The following is a 19125-nucleotide window of genomic DNA, read 5'->3' as shown; positions in this document are numbered from 1 at the left end:
CCGTCCCATTATCATTGACCCTGAATAAATCCTGATTGGTAGTGGAAGAAATGTCTAAAAAGGCGTTTGGCGCAAAGGTAGCGATGCCGACGTTGCCGGTGGCTGTTATTCTCATTTTTTCTGCTCCAGTGCCCGCACTTGACGTGTGTAAAACCATCGCCCCGGAGGTGTCCGATCCATCTCTTACTGCGCCAATTCTGCCAATAACATTGAGTCCTGCGGTTTCATCATCGTTTAATTCAAAAGCGATAGTTCCACCAAACTCATCTGCCGCACTCCCTGTTGAGGTGGTTCGTATCTGCGTCGCGACAACGATGCCTGCTATTGCGCCGGTTACCCGCTCAACGAGCATTACTGGAAATTCGCCCTTCACATGAAGACCCCCCCCAGGCACCCACGTCCCAATCCCCACATTCCCACTCATAACCGTTAATACTCCAGTGGTGGTCAAGGTTGTCCCAATGCCGACGTTGCCGCTTTGGTCGATGAGAAACGGAGAGGTGTCCCCGGCCACATCATTGACCCTGAAAGCATCAGAAGCCGCGGTCTGGACAACATGGAGCAGGGCGGTCGGTCCAAAAGTCCCCATACCGATATTCCCACTATTCTTTATACGAAACCTTTCAAGTGAAGTACTAGCGAGAACAGTATCCACAGCAAAATCCGCATCAACGCTCCCGCTGGTATGGTCAGTGAAGATTGAGCCGACCCTTGCTCCTCTTACGAGAACTCCCAGACTATTAACAGTTTGAAGAGCAAAAAGAGCCCATGTGTTATCAGTAGTGCTTAAATTTTGTAGTCCCATATTCGCAGTACCGATAGCATCGATTGTCGGTGATATTGTGCTGTCCGTTAAGACAAGGTTCATTAGATTGTTAGGTTTCCACGTGCCGATGCCGACGTTGCCGTTCATGACAGTAAGCGCTCCCTGCGGGGTGTTAGTGCCGATGCCGACGTTCCCAGCGGAAGTAATCCTTAATTTTTCTGCGGAAGTGCCGGCATTGGTAGTCTCAATCACTAAGTCACCACTTACCGCACCGGCCGCATGAGAAGTAAATATACCCGCAACCCTTGCCCCCACTGCCAATGCCCCGTCGGTATCATTTGTCTGGAAGACAAATTTAACTCCTGTATTATTTGTCGTATTGACATTTTTATAAGCTACCATTCCCCCAATACTGGTTAGGATTGTCTGGCTATCGTTGTTCACCATTTGAAAAAGGTTGCCTGGCACCCAAGTCCCGATGCCGACGTTGCCACTCATGACAGTAAGCGCTCCCTGCGGGATGGTGGTGCCGATGCCGACGTTGCCGGAGGTAACAGACGTATCGCCCCGCACGTCCAAAAGGTTGACGCCGTTGGTGGTGCCGATGCCGACGTTTGTGCCGTTGAAAGAAAATACATTCTCGGTGCCGGCAAAGGTCCCGACCGGTGAGTTGTATTCCACCGCGTTTAACCCGCCCGCCGCTGTTCCACCAGCACCTAATGTACTAACAGCCATCCAGGTGCCTACCCCCACTGAACTAGAGGTCAAGACGTATCCAGCCACAGCGTTTTGATTGAGTTTGAAGCCCTGGGCCTCGGCTGTGCCGGCGACGTATAGAGATTGGGGTGCACTCGTCGTTCCGATCCCCAGATTCCCGCCCTGGATGATCATGCGCTCGGTGGCTGTCCAGGTGCCGATGCCGACATTGCCGCCAACAACAGAGAACAACGTTTGCGGGGTACTGGTGCCGATCCCGACGTTGGTGGCATCATCAAATAAAATGGACGAGCCGCTGACCACAGCACCGGTGGCCGCGTATTTGGCGACCTGGTTGATGGTGCCGCTGGCAACACTCCCGCTGGCCAATGTACCGGCGGCCATCCATGTGCCCACCCCAACGGAACTAGAGGTCAGGACGTATCCAGCCACAGCGTTTTGATTGAGTTTGAACCCCTGGGCCTCTGCGGTGCCGGCGACGTATAGAGATTGGGGTGCACTCGTCGTTCCGATCCCCAGATTCCCGCCTTGGATGATCATGCGCTCGGTGGCTGTCCAGGTGCCGATGCCGACGTTGCCGCCCAACACGATCAATTTGTCCTGCGGGGTGGTGGTGCCGATGCCGACGTTGCCCAGGGAATTGACACGGACTTTCTCGGCGGTGGCGGAATCCTGGATGGACCAGGCGCTGGCGCCGGCGGCGTCGTCCAGAACGGCCTCAATGTTGGCGGCGAAAACAACCCCCCCGCCGATGGCGTACAAGAAGGTCAAGAAGGTAGCAGCTACCTTCTTGCGATAAATCGTGGTTATTTTACGAAGAAAAATCATGAAGGGTTATCAGTGTGTCCGTAAATAAATAACTATATGAATTATAACAAGCCCATTGCGCTTGACAACTTTTTTCGGAAATTTTATGGGGACAGTTTAATCAACCAGCCATTTCCAGAGCGGAATAAATCTTATAACGGCACCCTTTATCTTTTCTTCGCTTTCTTCCTCATCAGTAATGACCAATGCCCTATCCAATTTTAGATCTGCCAATGCCTTCAATAAGCCCCTGATCTCCCGATCGCGCGTTTTTAATGCCCCCGCGTCCCAACACACCTGTATGAGCCCGCTGACTATGGGCCCCTCCTTGACAACAAAATCCACTTCCCAATGCCTGTCATCTTTCCAATAAAAAACTTCAAAGCGCGGATCGGCGAGCTGTTTTCTTCTGAGTTGGGCAAAAACAATATTTTCAGCTAATTTACCCAAATTCTCGTTGAACCGGAAACCAACAGCGTTGCATAATCCTGTATCAACGGCATACACCTTTCTCGGACTTCTTTCCTGCTCTTTGACCTTAAATGAAAAACGCTTAAGGAATGAAACCACATAGGCCTGCTCAAAATAACCCGAGAACTTCTCCACACTTTCTGAAGAGATCTTTAATGACCGGCCAAGAGAGCTGAACGTCACGTGGGCCGCCGGATTGCTTAGATAAAACTTGACCAATGCTTTCAGACCTTCCGGTTTACGTATACGAAACCTCCTCAAAAGGTCCTTGTGGATAATGTCCTCAAAATAATTCAATAATGTTTCTTTTTTGGACTCGGTGAATACCACTTCCGGAAAAGACCCGGTTTCCATATAACTCCTTAAAAACCCCCGGATCTCAACGCCCCGGTTGAGAACATCCACGGGGCCATGCAGGGTCACATTGTTAAAGGTCAGGTATTCTTTAAAAGAAAGCGGCAAAACATTCAGATCAAGATGCCGGCCTGTGAGCACGGTGCCCAGTTCGCGGCTAAGAAGATTGGCATTGGATCCGGACACGACAATTTTTGCCTTGGAAAGCTCATGCATCATCCTGACCCATTTTTCCCACCCCGGGACCTCCTGGACTTCATCCAGGAAAATGTACGGCTTTCTTTTGGGCGCAAAGAATTCTAAATACGTTTGATAAATGCGTTCCAATAATTGAACGTCAAGACCGATAAATCGAGGGTCTTCAAAATTCACCATGAGGATATCTTGCGGCGAAACCCCCTCACTGACAAGCCCGGCCGCGGTCTGACGCATGATAAAGGACTTGCCGGCCCGTCTTGGCCCCATAACGGTAACGATCTGGTCAGAACGCAGGAATTTCCTTAGTTTTAAAAAATATTCCGGCCGCTCAACCCCTACCGCGAGGGGCTTCTGCCAGCTGTTCCAATCCTGAAGTATGGCAATTATATCGTTCTTATTCATATATAAACGGTGAAATTGTACAATCCTGACGTTTATTGTCTAAATAATGCCATAAAAAGAAGATTTTGTCAAGTGATCGGGAGGGACCGCAGACCTTGACGGTCAAAGATCCGAAACGCTTCAAAATGATCAAATCATCAATACGTCCGGACGCAACGGACGCGGGCGTTGACCGTCTTGTTTATGTTGATCTGGGCGTTACTGCCGAAGGAATGCCTCCAGGCGCTGGTGGTGCCGCCCTCCGACGACGACCAATAGGTGGCCGTGCTACCCACCGCGAACCCACCCAAGGCCGTTCTATTGGCAAAAAGTACAGTGCTAAGTTCATTCTTGGCAGGTAGAAACCAATCCGTATAGCCCCCATAATCCAGGTCTGAACACGCAAGGGCCGCGGGAGTAGTGCTCGCCAACGCAACTATAGTTGCTGTATTGGCCTTTCCATTGCTCAGGTCCGTTGCGCCCGTACTACTAGTAGCATAGGTCCCTGTAGCCCATGCTCTGGTACCGCCCGTGATGTCGCTGGGAGTTACCATGTATTTGTCTGTTGCCGTAAGCCCGTCGCCATAGCCCGTGCCGGCATAGATGGCGCCGCCCGTGCACGTCTGGCCTATTGACAAACCGGCGCAGGGGTCCGCCGACGGCGCATTGATCGTCAAGTTATTTAAATGGGCATTGTTAATAACGGTATCCGCATACGAAATTCTTACACCTCCAACCCCCCCCACCGGAAACAAGAATTACGAAAAAAACTGCAACAAGATCAGGCCGTGCCATTGAGGCCTCCCGATTTTCCACCAAATTGACTGATAAAAACTTGACGCCCTATTTTAAGAGTGTTGTGCTTCTTTTATGAAAAGCGAAAAAATTTTTTCCATCCATAATAAATTATAACAAGCCCGTTGCGATTGACAACTTCTTTCGGGAATTTTTTATATAATGTATAAATAATTAAAGGGATGCGTAATGGATCGTTTTGCAGATGAAAACAATGATTGACTAATAATCAATATTAGATTAGTATAATCATCAATATTAACTCCCCTATCACGGAAATTATCATGAAAATCATCCAGCCGGATACCCAAGACCTGCTCGCCAAATATTTCACGGACATGAGTAAAGCCATCTGTACCGTTGCGCTGGCCACACATTTTTTCAGCAACATAACGCTGTGGCTGCGTATCGGTATTTTCAGCCTGGCGCTTGTGTTCCTGGCTATAGGTGTTATACTGATGGAAAAGAAAGGAAAATGACCATGGACATAATAATTTTCGCTTTGATCCTTGTTGGCGGAGTGGTTGTGCTGTTCTATCTTGACCATCGCGCCCGCAAACACATGCCTTCACATTAACTGCGTCGGAAACGGTCCACTAATTGACGAACAATGGTCTTAGCATTAATGAGCAGTTGTGCTTCGTTTTCATCAAACAAAAAGGGCCGCAGAGATTCGGCCTGATGCTTTAGCTGTGCTTCAGAGAAACCGTCCACCCGTTTCAAAATGGCTTCAAGCGGCGGCCCTTTAATGCCCAGCGTATTTAATACCTGCTCATCAACGGGATACTTGTTAGAAAGCATAAAGATGATGTCAAACAAATGCCGCGCCCTGTTTTTCTTGATCAAAGCATCGATCTTATCGGCAAAAAGCGCGCCTTTTTGTGTGCACAGCACAGGATACATCCGGCCGAAGCCGCTGATCAGGAGTGTTTCCGGTTTGATCTCCCAACGGGGCAGGTTCACTTCTACTTTGATCACAATACCCTCTTTCTTGGAATATTTTGAGACCACCCCATAAATGCTTTCAATATCCGGGAAAACCACCCGCGCCACCAACAAATTCTCCCGGTGATCAAATTCAAGTTTGGAGACCATCCCTTCATTCTTGATCGCGGGTACAATTTTCTTGAGCGCCTCTTCAAATTCAGTCCTGGAAAGCTTTGCCGCGTTAAAATCGAGGTCTTCTGAAAATCGCTTGGCGTGATGCACCAGCCGTAAATAGGTCCCGCCGGTAAAGAAAAACTTCTTTCCGATATCCAGGCGATAAAGCTCTTTCATGATCAATACCTGTAAATATTCCCTCAACACCCCCCGTGTTTTAACGCCAGGCATGCCGCGTTCTTTGGCCTCGTTCATCAACGTTTCATAGGTGATCATCAAGGATTCCTTTTGTGTTGATCCCGTACAGGCGGCTGTATGTTTCGAGTTTTTTTCGGTCCAACCGCCTGATCTTCTTTTTATCCAGCCGCAGCGCTTCAATATCCAATTTTGTTTTTCGCAGGGTCTTAAAATAAACGTAATCCACCAGCGCCTTCTCCGGTTCAGCGATCAAAATATCGAAACCGTTGTGGTTTTCGATCGTATAGCCGCAAAACGCTTTTGTTTGAACGCTCCGATAGGTAAAGAGCCCGTGCTGGTTCTTAAATCGCCGGGTCGCTTTAGCAGTGATGGACGTGACTGACATGGAAACATCGGGGATCATACTATAATGAGAAAGCGCGGTCTCAAGCGAGACATACGACGGCGCGTAGATCTTATTGGCTAAATACATATCCGGCACATGGTAAGACCCGGGATAAGTCAGTTCGTAAAGATTTTTTCTTACAGAAGCCACCAATCCGCTTCTTTTCCACCTGGAAAGATGCTGCTTGACCGTTGATCTCTTTGCTTTCGGAAAAAAAGCGCACAGATCTTCACTGGAGAAAACGTAATATTTCTTTCCGGCGAGTTCCCTATAAACGTCCTCAAAACGCATATTCTACTTATTTCAGTTGATGTATCTATCTGTATACTATCTGAAATAAGTATACATTCTATCTGAAAAAAGTCAAGCCCACAAAAGAAAAGGGGACACTATAAAGTGTCCCCTTTTTTACAGCGAGGAAAAACGCGTTATTTCAAGATCTTGTCCAAATAACGGGACGCATGTTCGCGGCCGCCAAGACCGAAGGACAGGCCTAAGGCCAGGGCCAGCGCGGCGATGATCAACGTGAACGGCGTTCCGGTCAGCAAAAACCCGAGACCCACCTTTTCCATGAAGGCGACAAATCCGGTCAGGACAATCGCCCATTTGGTGAAGGTGGCCATTAATTCGGGTTTCGGCATATCGGTGTTGACCGCGACAACCTTAATGAACGCGGCGATGATATGCGCGATGATGATGGCGACCGTCAAGGCCACGATGCCGGACAAAAGCCCGGGCAAATAGGCCATCACGGCGCTGGTCGCTTCACCGAGGACCGCGATCCCTACCAGCTTGAGGGCGACCACGAACGTCGTGACCGTCAGCACCCAGGAAATAATGGTGCCTACCAACTCGCTGATGGGACGCTTGATCCCGCCGGCATCCAAAGCGCCGGCCAGACCGATCGTATTGCTGATCTTGTCCACCTGAATGCGTTTGATCACGTCGGCCACCACTGAACCGAGCGTGCGCGCCAGCAAGGTACCCGCCACCAGCACAACCAACACCCAAAACACCGTTGGGGTAACGCCCAAAACCATACCGCCTACTTCTTTAAGTGGATCCATGATGTAGTTAAACGTAATCATGTGACCCTCCTTTCGGTTCTGACGCTTTCTTATCTATAAAATCACCATCCCTTGATTGGTCTGGCGCGCCATTCGTATGTACGGGCACGGCATACCCGTGCCCCTACTTCAAATATATCATCTGCCAAGACCTTGGCAAGCGTAAACAGAGATTTTTTAGAAAGCGGTTTCTGGACCCGGCCCCTACGTTATTTGTGCGCCTCTATGTTTATATCCACCTTGACCTCATCGCTGACCGCCAAGCCGCCGTTATCCAGGGCTTGGTTCCAGTTAATGCCGTAATCCTGACGGTTGAGGGTGAAAGAACCGCTTAGGCCGATGATCGATCCACCCTGGATCGGGCCGGCGATCGTTACCGGAATGGAGACCTCCTTGGCAACACCTTTCATGGTCAAACTTCCGGTCAAAACCGCCCGGCCGTCCTGTTTGTCCAGTTTCACGGTTGTGAAGGTGATGACCGGGTGCTTTTCAACGTCAAAAAACTCCGCGCTACGCAAATGGTCATCGCGCTTGGCCGCCTTGGTGTTAATGCTTTTGGCCTGGATGGTGACATCGGCCTTGAACGCGGCCGGGTCAGCCGGGTCATAGGTGATGGTACCCTGATAATCATCAAAAGCGCCGATGACCGTGGAGACCATCATGTGCCTGGCCGAAAAGCCAATGCTTGAATGGGCCGTATCAATGGTATAGGTATCACCAGCAGCCCAAACCCCCTGCCCCGCCAAAACGATACCGGTGGCCAAAACGAATAAACGAAACGTACGCATATTCCCCTCCTGTTGGTTGGTTGTAAAGGTAGCACCTGCCTTCTCGAAAGAAGGCAGGTGCTACCTTAATTTTTGATGCCGATACCCTTTTTCAAAAGCCACAAGCTCAAAGCGGTCAGGGCAACGGTCAGGACCACCAAAATGGCCGCAGACACCGCCAAATGCACATCGCTGAACCCGTAAAACCCGTAACGAAAACCGTTGATCATGTAGACCAACGGGTTGAACAAAGACGCTTTCTGCCAAAACGCCGGCAAACTGTGGATGGAATAAAACACGCCCCCCAAATACATGAGCGGGGTGAGGATGAAATTCTGGAAAAAAGCCACTTCGTCAAAATTACGGGCGAAAATGCCGTTGATGAAAGCACCCAGTGAGAACAGCACCGCGGTGACGGTCATAAAAAAAAGCACGGCCCAGATATTGTAGATCGCCGGATGAGTGAAGAAACAGGAGATGCCGAAGACCAAAGCACCGACCACCGTGCCCCGGATGACCCCTCCCGTCACGTAACCGGCCAAAATGACCCAGTTGGGCGCGGGTGAAACGAGGATCTCTTCAATACTGCGCTGGAACTTGGCCCCGAAAAAGGAACTGACCACATTGCCGTAGGAAGAGCCGATGACCCCCATCATCACCAGCCCCGGCACGATAAAGGACATGTAGGTGACGCCTCCGATGGGGGCGATCTGCGCGCCGATGAACTTGCCGAAGATGAGGAAATACAGGGTCTGCGTGATCAAAGGCGGCAAAAGCGTCTGCGTCCAGATGCGCATGATGCGCGTGACCTCTTTGCGGACGATGGTTTTTAAAGCAATGTAATCGGTGTAAACCATATTTACGTTTTTAAAATTTCCAAAAACAATTTTTCCAGAGGCAGCAGGTTGGGCACCGCGTCATGACGCACGATGAGCCCGTCCTTGATGATGGCCGCGTTGCGGCACATCTGCTCGACCTCTTCCAAATAATGCGTGGTCAAAAGGATGGTCGTGCCCCGGCTGTTGATGCCGCGCAGATAATCCCACATGCCTAAGCGCAGTTCCACGTCCACCCCGGCGGTGGGTTCGTCAAGGATGAGGACCTTCGGGTGATGGATGAGCGCGCGGGCGATCATGAGCCGGCGCTTCATGCCACCGGAGAGCGTGCGGGCCATGGACCGGCGTTTTTTCCACAGGCCCACCATCTTTAAAATACCCTCGGCGTCCCTGATCGCTGTCTTGGACGGCACGCCGAAATATCCGGCCTGGTTGACGACGATGTCCTGGACATTCTCAAACATGTTGAAATTGAATTCCTGCGGCACCACCCCGAGCATGCGCTTGGCGTTGGCGAAATCCTTGTCAATGTCGCAGCCGAACACCTTGACCGTGCCCGCGGTTTTGTTGACCAGACCCGTGAGGATGCCGATGAGTGTGGTCTTGCCCGCGCCGTTGGCGCCCAGCAAGGCAAAAAAATCCCCTTTGGCAACGGTCAGGTCCACCCCTTTGAGCGCCTTTGTGCCGTTGCGGTAGGTCTTGACTAAACCATGGATTTCAATGGCGTTCATGCATTCATGCCTGTACAGACGCAGCAATGCTGCGTCTCTACCGCTTTATAATCACAACTTGTTCCAATTGCGAAAGGTTAACGGCCGGTTCGACGAGGCATTCCACCGAGCGGCTGCTGATGCCGGCCTGCACGTCCACCACGCGGCCGATAAGAATGCCCTCGGGAAAACCGGAACTCAACTTGGACGTCACCACCTGGTCCCCCACTTTCACGTCGGCATTGTCCGTCAAATACTCCAGACGGCAGGAACCCTGCAGGGTGCCTGTCACCAGCCCGCTTTCCCGCGAGCGGGCCACCAGGCCCGCCACCGCGAAATTGGGGTCCGCCAATAAAATGACCTTGCTCGTGTTGCGCCCCACCTCGGCGACGCGGCCCACGACACCCAGGGGGCTGACCACCGGCATGCCGATCTTCACCCCTTCCGACGAGCCCTTGTCCAAAACCAGGGACGCGTTCCAGCTGGAAGGGTCGCGGCCGACAACATCAGCGACTAAGGACGGGTAATCCTGACCGCGCCTAAACCGCGCGATGTCCGCCGCAACCTCGGCCTTGGCCAGCGCCTCGCGCAAGGCCACGGCACCGGCTTTTAAAACGTCGTTTTGTTTCTTTAAGAAAAGATAGGCGTCATACGTGTCGCGGTAAAAAACAAATTTTTTGAATTCCCGGGCCGCGGACTTAAAAAATCCCGCGGGGCCGGCGCCGGCGTCTAAAAGAACGACGGCATTGGGAGTTTTCGGTTTAAATAATACGATCAGGAACGGGATGATAAAAACGGCAAGATAGGCGGCTGTTTTGCGGTGTTTTCGAAGCACATCAGAAATCCAATTTTGTATGAGCCGTGAATCTGCGGCGCATGGCCGGCGGCATGTCAAGTGTGGCGCCGGTCCCCAGCACCACCGCGGTCAAAGGGTCGTCCGCGACATGCACGGGCAGGCCGGTTTCCTCGGCGATGCGCTTGTCCAGGCCGCGCAGTAAAGAACCGCCTCCGGCCATGACGATGCCCCGGTCAATGAGGTCCGCGGCCAATTCCGGCGGAGTGTGTTCCAGCGTGGACTTGGACGCATCCACGATCGTCTGTACCGGGTCCTGCAGGGCTTCGCGGATCTCAACGGACGTGACGTTGATGGTCTTGGGCAGGCCGGCGATCAGATCGCGGCCGCGCACGTCCATGTTCAATTCCTCTTCCAAAGGATAGGCCGAGCCGATGCGAATTTTAATTTCCTCCGCCGTGCGTTCGCCGATCATCAGGTTATAGGTCTTCCTTAAATATTCAATGATGGCCACGTCCATCTCGTCGCCGGCGATACGGATGGATTTGGCATAGACCAGACCGCCCAGAGAAATGACCGCGAATTCCGTGGTCCCGCCGCCGATGTCAATGATCATGTTGCCGGCCGGCTCATGCACGGGCAGGCCAACGCCGATGGCCGCGGCCTTGGGCTCTTCAATGAGGATGACGTGCCGCGCGCCCGCGTGTTCGGCGGAATCAATGACCGCGCGCTTTTCCACCTCGGTGATGCCTGACGGGATGGCGATGACGATGGTCGGACGGAACAAAAATTTGCTGGGCTGGACCTTGCGGATAAAATATTTGAGCATCGCCTCCGTCACTTCAAAATCGGAAATGACGCCGTCTTTCATGGGACGGATGGCGACGATGCTGCCCGGGGTGCGGCCGAGCATCCTTTTGGCTTCTTCGCCGACGGCGATCACGCGGTTGGTGTCCTTTTCAATGGCCACCACCGAGGGCTCGCACAAAACAACACCTTCACCCTTGACATACACGAGGGTCGTGGCTGTGCCCAGGTCAATGCCCATGTCTTTGGAAAAAAGGCCTACAACGTGGTCGGAAATGGCGCGGATGAATTTTTGGATTTTCTGGAACATATTGATGTCAGATATTATACGAATACACCTGCGGCGTCAACCTAAATTTTGGGGACACCCACCGTAACCCGAATTCAAGTCTACGGAATTCAGGTTACGGTGGATGTCCCCTTAATGTGTTTATGTCTTTAACAAAAGCGGGATAGGATTTCGCGCAGGACTGGATGTCCCTGACCTTGCAGCCGATCTTCAAACCCAGCACCGTAAAGGCCATGGCCAGCCGGTGGTCATGATGAGGATCCAGGACTTGGCCCCTCTTATATGAGGCCCTAGGGTCAATGACCAGGGTATCCCTGGTTTCCGATACCTTAGCCCCCACCTTCAATAATTCTTTGCGCAGATCGCTCAAGCGGTCCGATTCCTTGAGACGGGCATGGCCTATGCCTGTGAGTTTTGTGCGGCTGCGGGCGAACAAACTTAAGACCGCCATGACAGGAACAAGGTCAGGACAATCCTTCAAATTGAACACGCCCCCTTTTAAGGAAGACGGACCCTTGATGGTGATGGAGCGGTCGGTATGCGTGAAACGGCCGCCCATTTTTTTCAAAAAGTTGATGATATGCCCATCGGACTGGGGCCAAGCGCGGTCAAAATTTCCCTTAAGGACAACCTTTGAAGGCACCAGCAGGGCCGCGGCCAGAGGAAAAGCCGCCAAACCATAATCCGACGGCACGCGGAAATTTTTTAAACCCTTGAATTTTTGGTTGCCGGGAATAATAAAGTACGGGCGACCCGACGGGTCGCCCCTACGTATTTTAATCCCGGCGCGGGCCAAAATGCGGCGGGTCATGGTGATATAATCATGGGAAACCATTTTGCCGGTAACCACAATACGGCTATCGGCCTTCAGGCGCGGCAAAGCGATCATCAGCCCGGAAATGAACTGTGAGCTTAAACTCCCGTTGATCCTGATGGTCCCGGCCTCAAGCGGCCCGCCTTTATAAACAATGGGCACGGACTCTTGGGGGCCGGTGCCACGAATGTCCATACCCTGCCGGCGCAAAGCCGCACATAAATGATGGTTGGGCCGGCCAACCAGTGTGCCTTTTCCTTTAACAACAGCGGGATGTCCCAGGAAAGATAAAAGCGGCAATAAAAACCGCAGGGTGGTCCCTGATTCCCCGACATCAAATACCGTACGGGCCGGGCATGCCCGGCCCCTACTCAACACGCGTGCCACCCGTTGGGCGACCACGGCGTCGTCGCCGCCGGAAGGCCCGATGATGCTGGAAGAACCCCCGCAAGCGGCGATGAAGAAAGCGCGAATGGTATAGGATTTGGAAGCCGGAAGGTCAAGAACACCTTGCAGCGCGCGGACGGGCTTAACGTCAAGGATCACGGCCGGAACACCACGATATCATTTTTGCGGACTTTACGGCTGGAAAACGGCGGGACAATATCGGCGGCGGACATGTCCTGCTGGACGCGGGAAACCTTGACATCCCCCAGATATTCCTCGCCGCGATAAACGGACAGCATGTCTTCGGGCTTGATCCCCTGCTTTAAGCCCAAACTGCAGACAACGAACTCGGCGTCCTTGTCCACGCTTAGGATCTTGCCGCGCACGCCATTGGGATTGACGACGATCTTGTCCAGTTCAACCTTGTTCTTGTCCGTACGCTGGCCCGGCGTCCCGCCAGCTGGCGTCCCCCCCGGGGGGACAACTTCCCCTGCGATCTGCTGGTCGGCAGTGCGGTCATTATACGGCATCAGGTCGGCTTTCATGGCCGCGATCTTCGCGTCGGACTTTTGCCTGGCATCTTCCAATTCCGTCACGCGTTTGGTCAATGCCTGCGTCTTTTCCTGCTGGGCTTTTAAAAGTCCGGCGGCCTCCTGATATCTTTTATCAGTGTCCTGGAGGTCCGTGAAGATCTTTTCCTTTTCCTTTTTGGCCGTCTCCAAAGCTTCCTTTAATGAAACGTTCTCGGTCTTCAGGGCATTGTGCAGGCCATCATTCAGTTCGGCCTCGTCCATCAGATTATTGATCTTATCGTCGGCCTCTTTGTTCTTGTCTTCCAGGACGGTCAGGCGCTTTTGGGCCTCTTTGAACTGGGTCTGCAGTTTCGTTTCCGTTGCGCGGCCCTCGTCGAGCTCGGACTCAATGGAATGACGCATGTCGTTTTCCTTATGATAGAGGAAGAACCCGATGGACGTCGAGGAGGCCAGGACGATGATGATGAGGATGACGAAAATGGTCAGCGTTTTTCCGCTATGATGACGCATATACATAAATATACGTTCTCCCTATAAGTTAGTAAAGACAAATTTAAAAATTTGGGTCCAGAAATTCTTTTGGGACGGGACAGGAAAACTCAACGTAATGCCTGGTCGCGGGATGCGCAAAGGCGATGCTCTGGGCGTGCAGGGCCAGACGCGGGAACGTGGCTTTGCGGCCGTAACGGTCATCTCCCAATATCGGATGCCCCAGATGCTTCATGTGCACGCGCAATTGATGGGTGCGGCCGGTCTGGGGAAAAAGTGCTATCAGGGTGGACTTAGGGAACCGCTGTAACACCTGATAAAGCGTTATTGCGTCCTTGCCTCCCCCCTCGGGTGAGGCCTGACGCTGGTCATGGTATTTCGGGTGGCTGTCAATGTTGACGTCCACAACGCCCTGGTCAAACTGCACCTTCCCTTCCACCCGCGCGACGTATCTTTTGACGACCGTGTGTTTTTCAAACTGACGGGCCAGGCGGGCGTGGGCGGCATTGGTCTTGGCCACGATGATCAGCCCCGAGGTGTCCTTGTCCAGGCGATGGACAATTCCGGGACGCACCGGGCCGTTGACGTCGGACAATTCCCGGAAACGGTGCGCCAGGGCATTGACCAGGGTGCCTGAACGGTTGCCGGTCGCCGGATGCACGGTGAGGCCCGCGGGCTTGTTGATGAGGATGATGTCCGCGTCCTCGTAAAAAACATCCACAGCGATGTCCTGCGCGATAATGTCCGGCACGATCAGGGACGAGGGGTCCACATCGGCACTCACCTTGTCCCCGACGGCCACCCTGGTATTGGGCTTGAGCGGCGGCTTGCCGTTGACCGTGACACGGTCCTGGGCGATGAGTTTCTGCACGAAAGCCCGCGACGGGACATCAGGAATGACCTGCGCCAGAAATACATCCAGGCGCAAACCTTCATGCGCGCCGCTGACGATGAATGAATAAACCATAGGCGAGACCGGCGAAAAAAATACCCAAAGCGATATACTGGAACAAACTTAGGCCCCACCACAGCGTGTCGTGGTCGGCGCGCAAGAACTCAACAAAGAAGCGCTCAATGGCGGCCAGCCATAAATACGCGACAAAAATCAATCCGTAGGGGCGAATCTTGTATTCGCCCTCTTGTGGGCGATCACAAGGATCGCCCCTACGTGCGTACATCTTCAGAACGATAAAAATAAAAAAAAGCCCGGCGGCCTCATACAGCTGTGTGGGATGCAAACGCGCATCGTGCACGGGGAAAAAAATACCGTGCGCCCACGGCTTGCCATAGCAACAGCCGTTGAAAAAACATCCCAGGCGCCCCACCGCCTGCCCCAGCGCGATATAAGGCGCCGCCAAGTCCAGCATGGACCGTAAGGCATGACCGCGACGCTTGCACCAAACGGTCCCGGCCAAAATACCGCCCAAAAAACCGCCCTGCCAGGCCAGGCCCCCGCGGTTGACCATCAGGACCTCCAAAGGTGAGGCGGAAAAATAATCCCGATACAGGATCACGTAAAAAATACGCGCCCCGATGATGCCGCCGACGACGGTCCAGAACAAAAGGTCATACGCCGCGTCTTTGGGAATTCCTTTTTTTGACGCGTCTTTACCGAAACCCCACGCGCACAAAAGCACGGCGACCCCGAGCATGACGCCGTAGGAATAAACGGGAAACGACCCTATTTGGAAGAGGACGGGATGCATTTTAAAAGGATGATGGCAGCGCCGACGGTGATGGCTGAATCGGCGACGTTAAAGACCGGCCACACGCGCAGATCAATAAAATCAATGACATGCCCCAAAAAGATCCGGTCAATGAGGTTCCCGATGGCTCCCCCCAGGATGAGGGAAAATGCCATGATATAGGTCCGGCTGTATTCGCGGTCACGGTAATAGTAAATATTATAGATCAAAAGCCCGGTGAGGATCAAAGGAATGACAAAAAACATCGCTCCGCAATCCTTAAAAAGGCCGAACGCGATGCCGGTATTGTGGACGAGGGTGAAATGCACGACACCCTTGATCAGGGCAATGCTTTCATTGAGGGACAACAAATGCGCGAAGAAGGCCTTGCTCAAACGGTCGATGCCCACGACCGCCAGAACGCCGCACAGGAAAATCGCTATATCCCGGCTGGAACGTTTTGCGTCGGGCATGGGGACATACCTCTTAAGCGCTAGCGCTTCTTGGATTCCAGTTTTTCCTGACACTTCAGGCAGGTGCGGACATGGGGAATGGCCTTCAGACGGGTGACCGGGATGGGCTTTTGGCAGCTGTCACAAAGGCCGTATGTTCCGTCTTCCATGCGGCCCATGGCTTCGTCGATCTGATACAAAAGTTCACGGTCATTGGAGGCAAGGCCTAAAAGGAATTCGCGGTCATACATGTCGGTGGCCACATCCGCCATGTGCATGGCATGGCCGGAAATGTCGCCGCTGCGGTCATTGGCGCTTTCGGAATGATCGTCGGACAATTGGCGCAGGTCACCGACGATCTGTTCCTTGGCCTTCAGGAGCAATTTCTTATAGGGCTCAAATTTAGGATTAATTCTTTTTTTCTTAAAGGGATTCAAAGGCATGAACGGCTTCTCCTTTATGTACGGGGCGATTAATAATCGCCCCTACGTACAGACGCAGCAATGCTGCGTCTCTACCGTATATTTTCAACACAGCGCAAACATATTTCAGGATGCGACGGGTCTTTTCCCACATCCAAACGAAGATGCCAGCAACGGGCGCATTTGACGCCTTCGGCCGGGACGACCATCACCGCGGTTTTGGAAAAATATTCATCCAGACCCTGGATGCCCGTAGCGACTTTTTGCAACTCCACCTGCGAAACGATGAAAACCGGGGCCAACAGCGCTTCAACACTTTTCAAATACGCGTGGTCGCGGTCGCTGGCGGTGGTGATGATGACCTTGGCCTGCAGAGCACTGCCGATGAGGCCGCTCTTTCGTTTTTCATCCAGCGCTTTAAGCACATGGACCCGCAGGGCCATCAAAGGCCCGAATTTTTCTTCAATGCTTTGCGACGACCAGCGCGGGTCCAGGGCCGGCCAGTCCAGCAAATGCGCGCTGGAAATTTCTTTTAAGGCCGCTGTCCTGGGACTCGCGGAAAAAATTTCTTCCGCCGTGAATGCCATGACCGGTGCGAGGATCCTCGTCAACGCATCCAAAATATGATAGAGAACTGTCTGCGCCGAACGTCTTTCCGGCGATTGAGCGCAGAAAGTATATAGCCGGTCTTTGAGGATGTCAAGATAAATGCTGGAGCAATCTTCATTGCAAAACGCGTAGGCCGCCTTGACGGCCCTCGGGAAATCATAGGCCGCGTAAGCGGCATCCGCCTCCCTCACCACCCGGGCCAAACGCGACAGCGCCCAGCGGTCCAGGTCCAAAAGTTTCTCATGATCAAGCAGGTCCTTGTCGGGATCAAAATCATACAGATTACCCAATAAATAACGCACCGTATTGCGGATCTTGCGGTAAGCGTCGGTCAGACGGTCCGTGATCTCTTTGGAAATGCGCACGTCATCATGATAAGAGCTGGAGGCGACCCAAAGCCGCAGGATCTCGGCACCGCCGGTCTTGATCAAGTCCTGCGGGGCCATGACATTGCCCAGCGACTTGGACATTTTGCGGCCCTGGCCGTCCACGACAAAACCGTGGGTCAGGACCTGGGTGTACGGCGGATGCCCGTGGAGGGCCACCGCGGTGATGAGCGATGACTGGAACCAGCCGCGATGCTGGTCAGAGCCCTCCAGATACAGGTCTGCCGGCAAAGGGCGTTTGATCATGGGGCCGAATACCGCCTGATGGCTGACCCCGGAATCAAACCACACATCCAGAATGTCATGGGTCTTTTGAAAATCCGTGCCGCCGCAATCCGGGCATCTAAAGCTTGGCGGCAAAAGTTCTTTGATGTCTTTTTCAAACCACACGCCGCTGCCCTGCGCTTTGACCAGACCGGCCAGATGTTCAATGACCGCGATGAAAAGTTTATGCTCTCCCTTACAGCCGCGGCAGACCAATGCCGGAATGGGCACGCCCCAAAAACGCTGGCGCGACAGGCACCAGTCGGGACGGGACGCCACCATACTGCTGATGCGTTCCTTACCCGCGGGCGGGACCCATTCCACCTTGTCAATGGCTTGCGCCAGACGCCCGCGCAGGCCCTCATGGTCCACGTTCAAGAACCATTGTTCGGTGGCGCGGAAGATGACGGGATTTTTACAGCGCCAGCAATGAGGATAAGAGTGTTCTAAAAATTCTTTTTTATAAAGCAAACAACGATTTTGAAGATCATCCATAATCTGGTCATTGGCTTTAAACACATGCTGACCAGCGAACTTCCCGCCTTCTTCAGTAAATACGCCCTTTGAATTAACCGGCATGATAACCGGTAAATTATTTGCTAACCCAACTTGATAATCTTCCTGGCCATGCCCGGGCGCAATATGCACCAAACCTGTGCCGTCTTCTTTAGTAACATAATCGGCCGTCACTACCGGACAAGGCTGTCCATGAAAAGGATGTGTATAAAAAAATTTAGTTAGATCTCTACCTTTAAAAGTACCAACGATTTTTGGTATGTCATTTCGATCCAACGTAGGAGCGATTATTAAGTCACTTGCTTTTTCCTCAAGGATTAAGATTTCATTATCATGATCCATAGCAAAGTAGGTAAAATCCGGGTGTACTGCCACCGCCACGTTCGCTAATAATGTCCACGGGGTCGTTGTCCAAACCAATAAAAAAGCTTCTTTATCGGTAGGTAATGCTAGATCTTGAGGATTATTAACTTTAAATTTTACATATATCGCCGGGGACGTATCGTCCTCATATTCCACCTCGGCCTCGGCCAGCGCGGTGGCACAGCTGAAACACCAATGGACCGGCTTGAGACGGCGATACACGTAGCCCTTTTTGACAAGTCCGGCCAACGACTTGAGGATCCAATGCTCATAGTCATGCGACAGCGTCAGGTAGGGGTCATCCCACTGGCCGAAAATACCCAAACGCTTGAATTCCTCGCGCTGGATACCGACGAATCCCATGGCATAATCACGCGCTTTCCTGCGGAAAACAACGGCGTCAAAATCCTGTTTGTCAGCTTTTAGAGCCTTCAGATCCTTCAACAATTGATGTTCAATGGGCAGGCCGTGGCAGTCCCAGCCGGGGACATACAAAGCATCGCGGCCTTTCATGGTCTGGTATTTGACAATGATGTCTTTGAGGATTTTATTAAGGGCGTGGCCGATGTGGATACGGCCGTTGGCATACGGCGGTCCGTCGTGCAGAATAAAGGACTTTTTTCCGGATGATCTGGCGCGGATCTTCGCGTACAGGCCCTGCTGTTCCCAGGCGGCCAGGGTCTGCGGTTCTTTTTCCACCAGGCCCGCTTTCATGGAAAAGTCGGTCTGCGGTAAATTTAGCGTCTTCTGATAATCCATATAA

General features: G+C 52.6%; 18 protein-coding genes and 1 pseudogene. 1 reads left to right on the top strand and 18 read right to left on the bottom strand.

Annotated elements, in window-relative coordinates; all coding sequences use genetic code 11:
* The 3 genes from Q7K71_07820 to Q7K71_07810 all read right to left on the bottom strand — a co-directional run.
* Positions 1 to 2311, bottom strand: a 2311-nt coding sequence (locus Q7K71_07820) for a hypothetical protein (protein MDO8675996.1), incomplete at its 3' end; no start/stop codon positions are given.
* 96 nt (positions 2312 to 2407) lie between these two features.
* Positions 2408 to 3715 carry an ATP-binding protein gene (locus Q7K71_07815; GenBank protein ID MDO8675995.1) on the bottom strand — a complete coding sequence of 436 codons (1308 nt, stop codon included), beginning with the start codon at positions 3713 to 3715 and terminating at the stop codon, positions 2408 to 2410.
* A gap of 137 nt (positions 3716 to 3852) precedes the next feature.
* Positions 3853 to 4371: a DUF1566 domain-containing protein gene (locus Q7K71_07810; protein ID MDO8675994.1), complete on the bottom strand. Its 519-nt coding sequence runs from the start codon at positions 4369 to 4371 to the stop codon at positions 3853 to 3855.
* Positions 4372 to 4773: 402 nt separating this feature from the next.
* Here Q7K71_07810 and Q7K71_07805 point away from each other — a divergent pair, with 402 nt between their 5' ends.
* Complete coding sequence (locus Q7K71_07805) at positions 4774 to 4968, top strand: hypothetical protein (protein MDO8675993.1); 195 nt, start codon at positions 4774 to 4776, stop codon at positions 4966 to 4968.
* Positions 4969 to 5062: 94 nt separating this feature from the next.
* On the opposite strand, the gene Q7K71_07800 is transcribed toward Q7K71_07805, so the two are convergent.
* From Q7K71_07800 to ileS, 15 genes and pseudogenes are all read right to left on the bottom strand, one after another.
* Entirely contained in the window at positions 5063 to 5866 is an 804-nt protein-coding gene (locus Q7K71_07800; protein ID MDO8675992.1) for a nucleotidyl transferase AbiEii/AbiGii toxin family protein, read from the bottom strand.
* Entirely contained in the window at positions 5853 to 6464 is a 612-nt protein-coding gene (locus Q7K71_07795) for a hypothetical protein (protein ID MDO8675991.1), read from the bottom strand. Before Q7K71_07795 ends, Q7K71_07800 begins: the two co-directional genes overlap by 14 nt.
* 137 nt (positions 6465 to 6601) lie before the next feature.
* Entirely contained in the window at positions 6602 to 7261 is a 660-nt protein-coding gene (locus Q7K71_07790) for a hypothetical protein (protein ID MDO8675990.1), read from the bottom strand.
* Between the two features lie 188 nt (positions 7262 to 7449).
* Entirely contained in the window at positions 7450 to 8028 is a 579-nt protein-coding gene (locus tag Q7K71_07785; protein MDO8675989.1) for a YceI family protein, read from the bottom strand.
* Positions 8029 to 8093: 65 nt separating this feature from the next.
* Positions 8094 to 8864: an ABC transporter permease gene (locus tag Q7K71_07780; protein MDO8675988.1), complete on the bottom strand. Its 771-nt coding sequence runs from the start codon at positions 8862 to 8864 to the stop codon at positions 8094 to 8096.
* Between the two features lie 62 nt (positions 8865 to 8926).
* Positions 8927 to 9574, bottom strand: a pseudogene (locus tag Q7K71_07775) (ABC transporter ATP-binding protein).
* A gap of 37 nt (positions 9575 to 9611) precedes the next feature.
* On the bottom strand, positions 9612 to 10388 hold the full coding sequence (mreC, locus tag Q7K71_07770; GenBank protein ID MDO8675987.1) for a rod shape-determining protein MreC: 777 nt from the start codon (positions 10386 to 10388) through the stop codon (positions 9612 to 9614).
* A gap of 1 nt (position 10389) precedes the next feature.
* Positions 10390 to 11463 (bottom strand): rod shape-determining protein, encoded by a 1074-nt coding sequence (locus tag Q7K71_07765; GenBank protein MDO8675986.1) that lies wholly within the window; start codon positions 11461 to 11463, stop codon positions 10390 to 10392.
* Positions 11464 to 11557: 94 nt separating this feature from the next.
* Positions 11558 to 12802, bottom strand: a complete 1245-nt coding sequence (gene aroA / locus Q7K71_07760) for a 3-phosphoshikimate 1-carboxyvinyltransferase (protein MDO8675985.1) — start codon at positions 12800 to 12802, stop codon at positions 11558 to 11560.
* Positions 12799 to 13686 (bottom strand): hypothetical protein, encoded by an 888-nt coding sequence (locus tag Q7K71_07755; GenBank protein ID MDO8675984.1) that lies wholly within the window; start codon positions 13684 to 13686, stop codon positions 12799 to 12801. Before Q7K71_07755 ends, aroA begins: the two co-directional genes overlap by 4 nt.
* 43 nt (positions 13687 to 13729) lie before the next feature.
* Positions 13730 to 14632, bottom strand: a complete 903-nt coding sequence (locus Q7K71_07750) for an RluA family pseudouridine synthase (protein MDO8675983.1) — start codon at positions 14630 to 14632, stop codon at positions 13730 to 13732.
* Positions 14598 to 15371 (bottom strand): prolipoprotein diacylglyceryl transferase, encoded by a 774-nt coding sequence (lgt, locus tag Q7K71_07745; GenBank protein ID MDO8675982.1) that lies wholly within the window; start codon positions 15369 to 15371, stop codon positions 14598 to 14600. The genes Q7K71_07750 and lgt overlap by 35 nt, the downstream gene beginning before the upstream one ends.
* Positions 15347 to 15823, bottom strand: a complete 477-nt coding sequence (gene lspA, locus Q7K71_07740) for a signal peptidase II (protein ID MDO8675981.1) — start codon at positions 15821 to 15823, stop codon at positions 15347 to 15349. Before lspA ends, lgt begins: the two co-directional genes overlap by 25 nt.
* Before the next feature lie 20 nt (positions 15824 to 15843).
* Positions 15844 to 16245 carry a TraR/DksA C4-type zinc finger protein gene (locus Q7K71_07735; protein MDO8675980.1) on the bottom strand — a complete coding sequence of 134 codons (402 nt, stop codon included), beginning with the start codon at positions 16243 to 16245 and terminating at the stop codon, positions 15844 to 15846.
* 71 nt (positions 16246 to 16316) lie between these two features.
* Entirely contained in the window at positions 16317 to 19121 is a 2805-nt protein-coding gene (gene ileS / locus Q7K71_07730; protein MDO8675979.1) for an isoleucine--tRNA ligase, read from the bottom strand.
* Positions 19122 to 19125: the final 4 nt, after the last annotated feature.

The sequence above is a fragment of the Candidatus Omnitrophota bacterium genome, from assembly GCA_030650275.1.
Classification (GTDB): domain Bacteria; phylum Omnitrophota; class Gorgyraeia; order Zapsychrales; family Fredricksoniimonadaceae; genus JACPXN01.
Note: the sequence above shows the minus strand (reverse complement) of the source record. Positions and strands in the feature narration are given on the sequence as shown.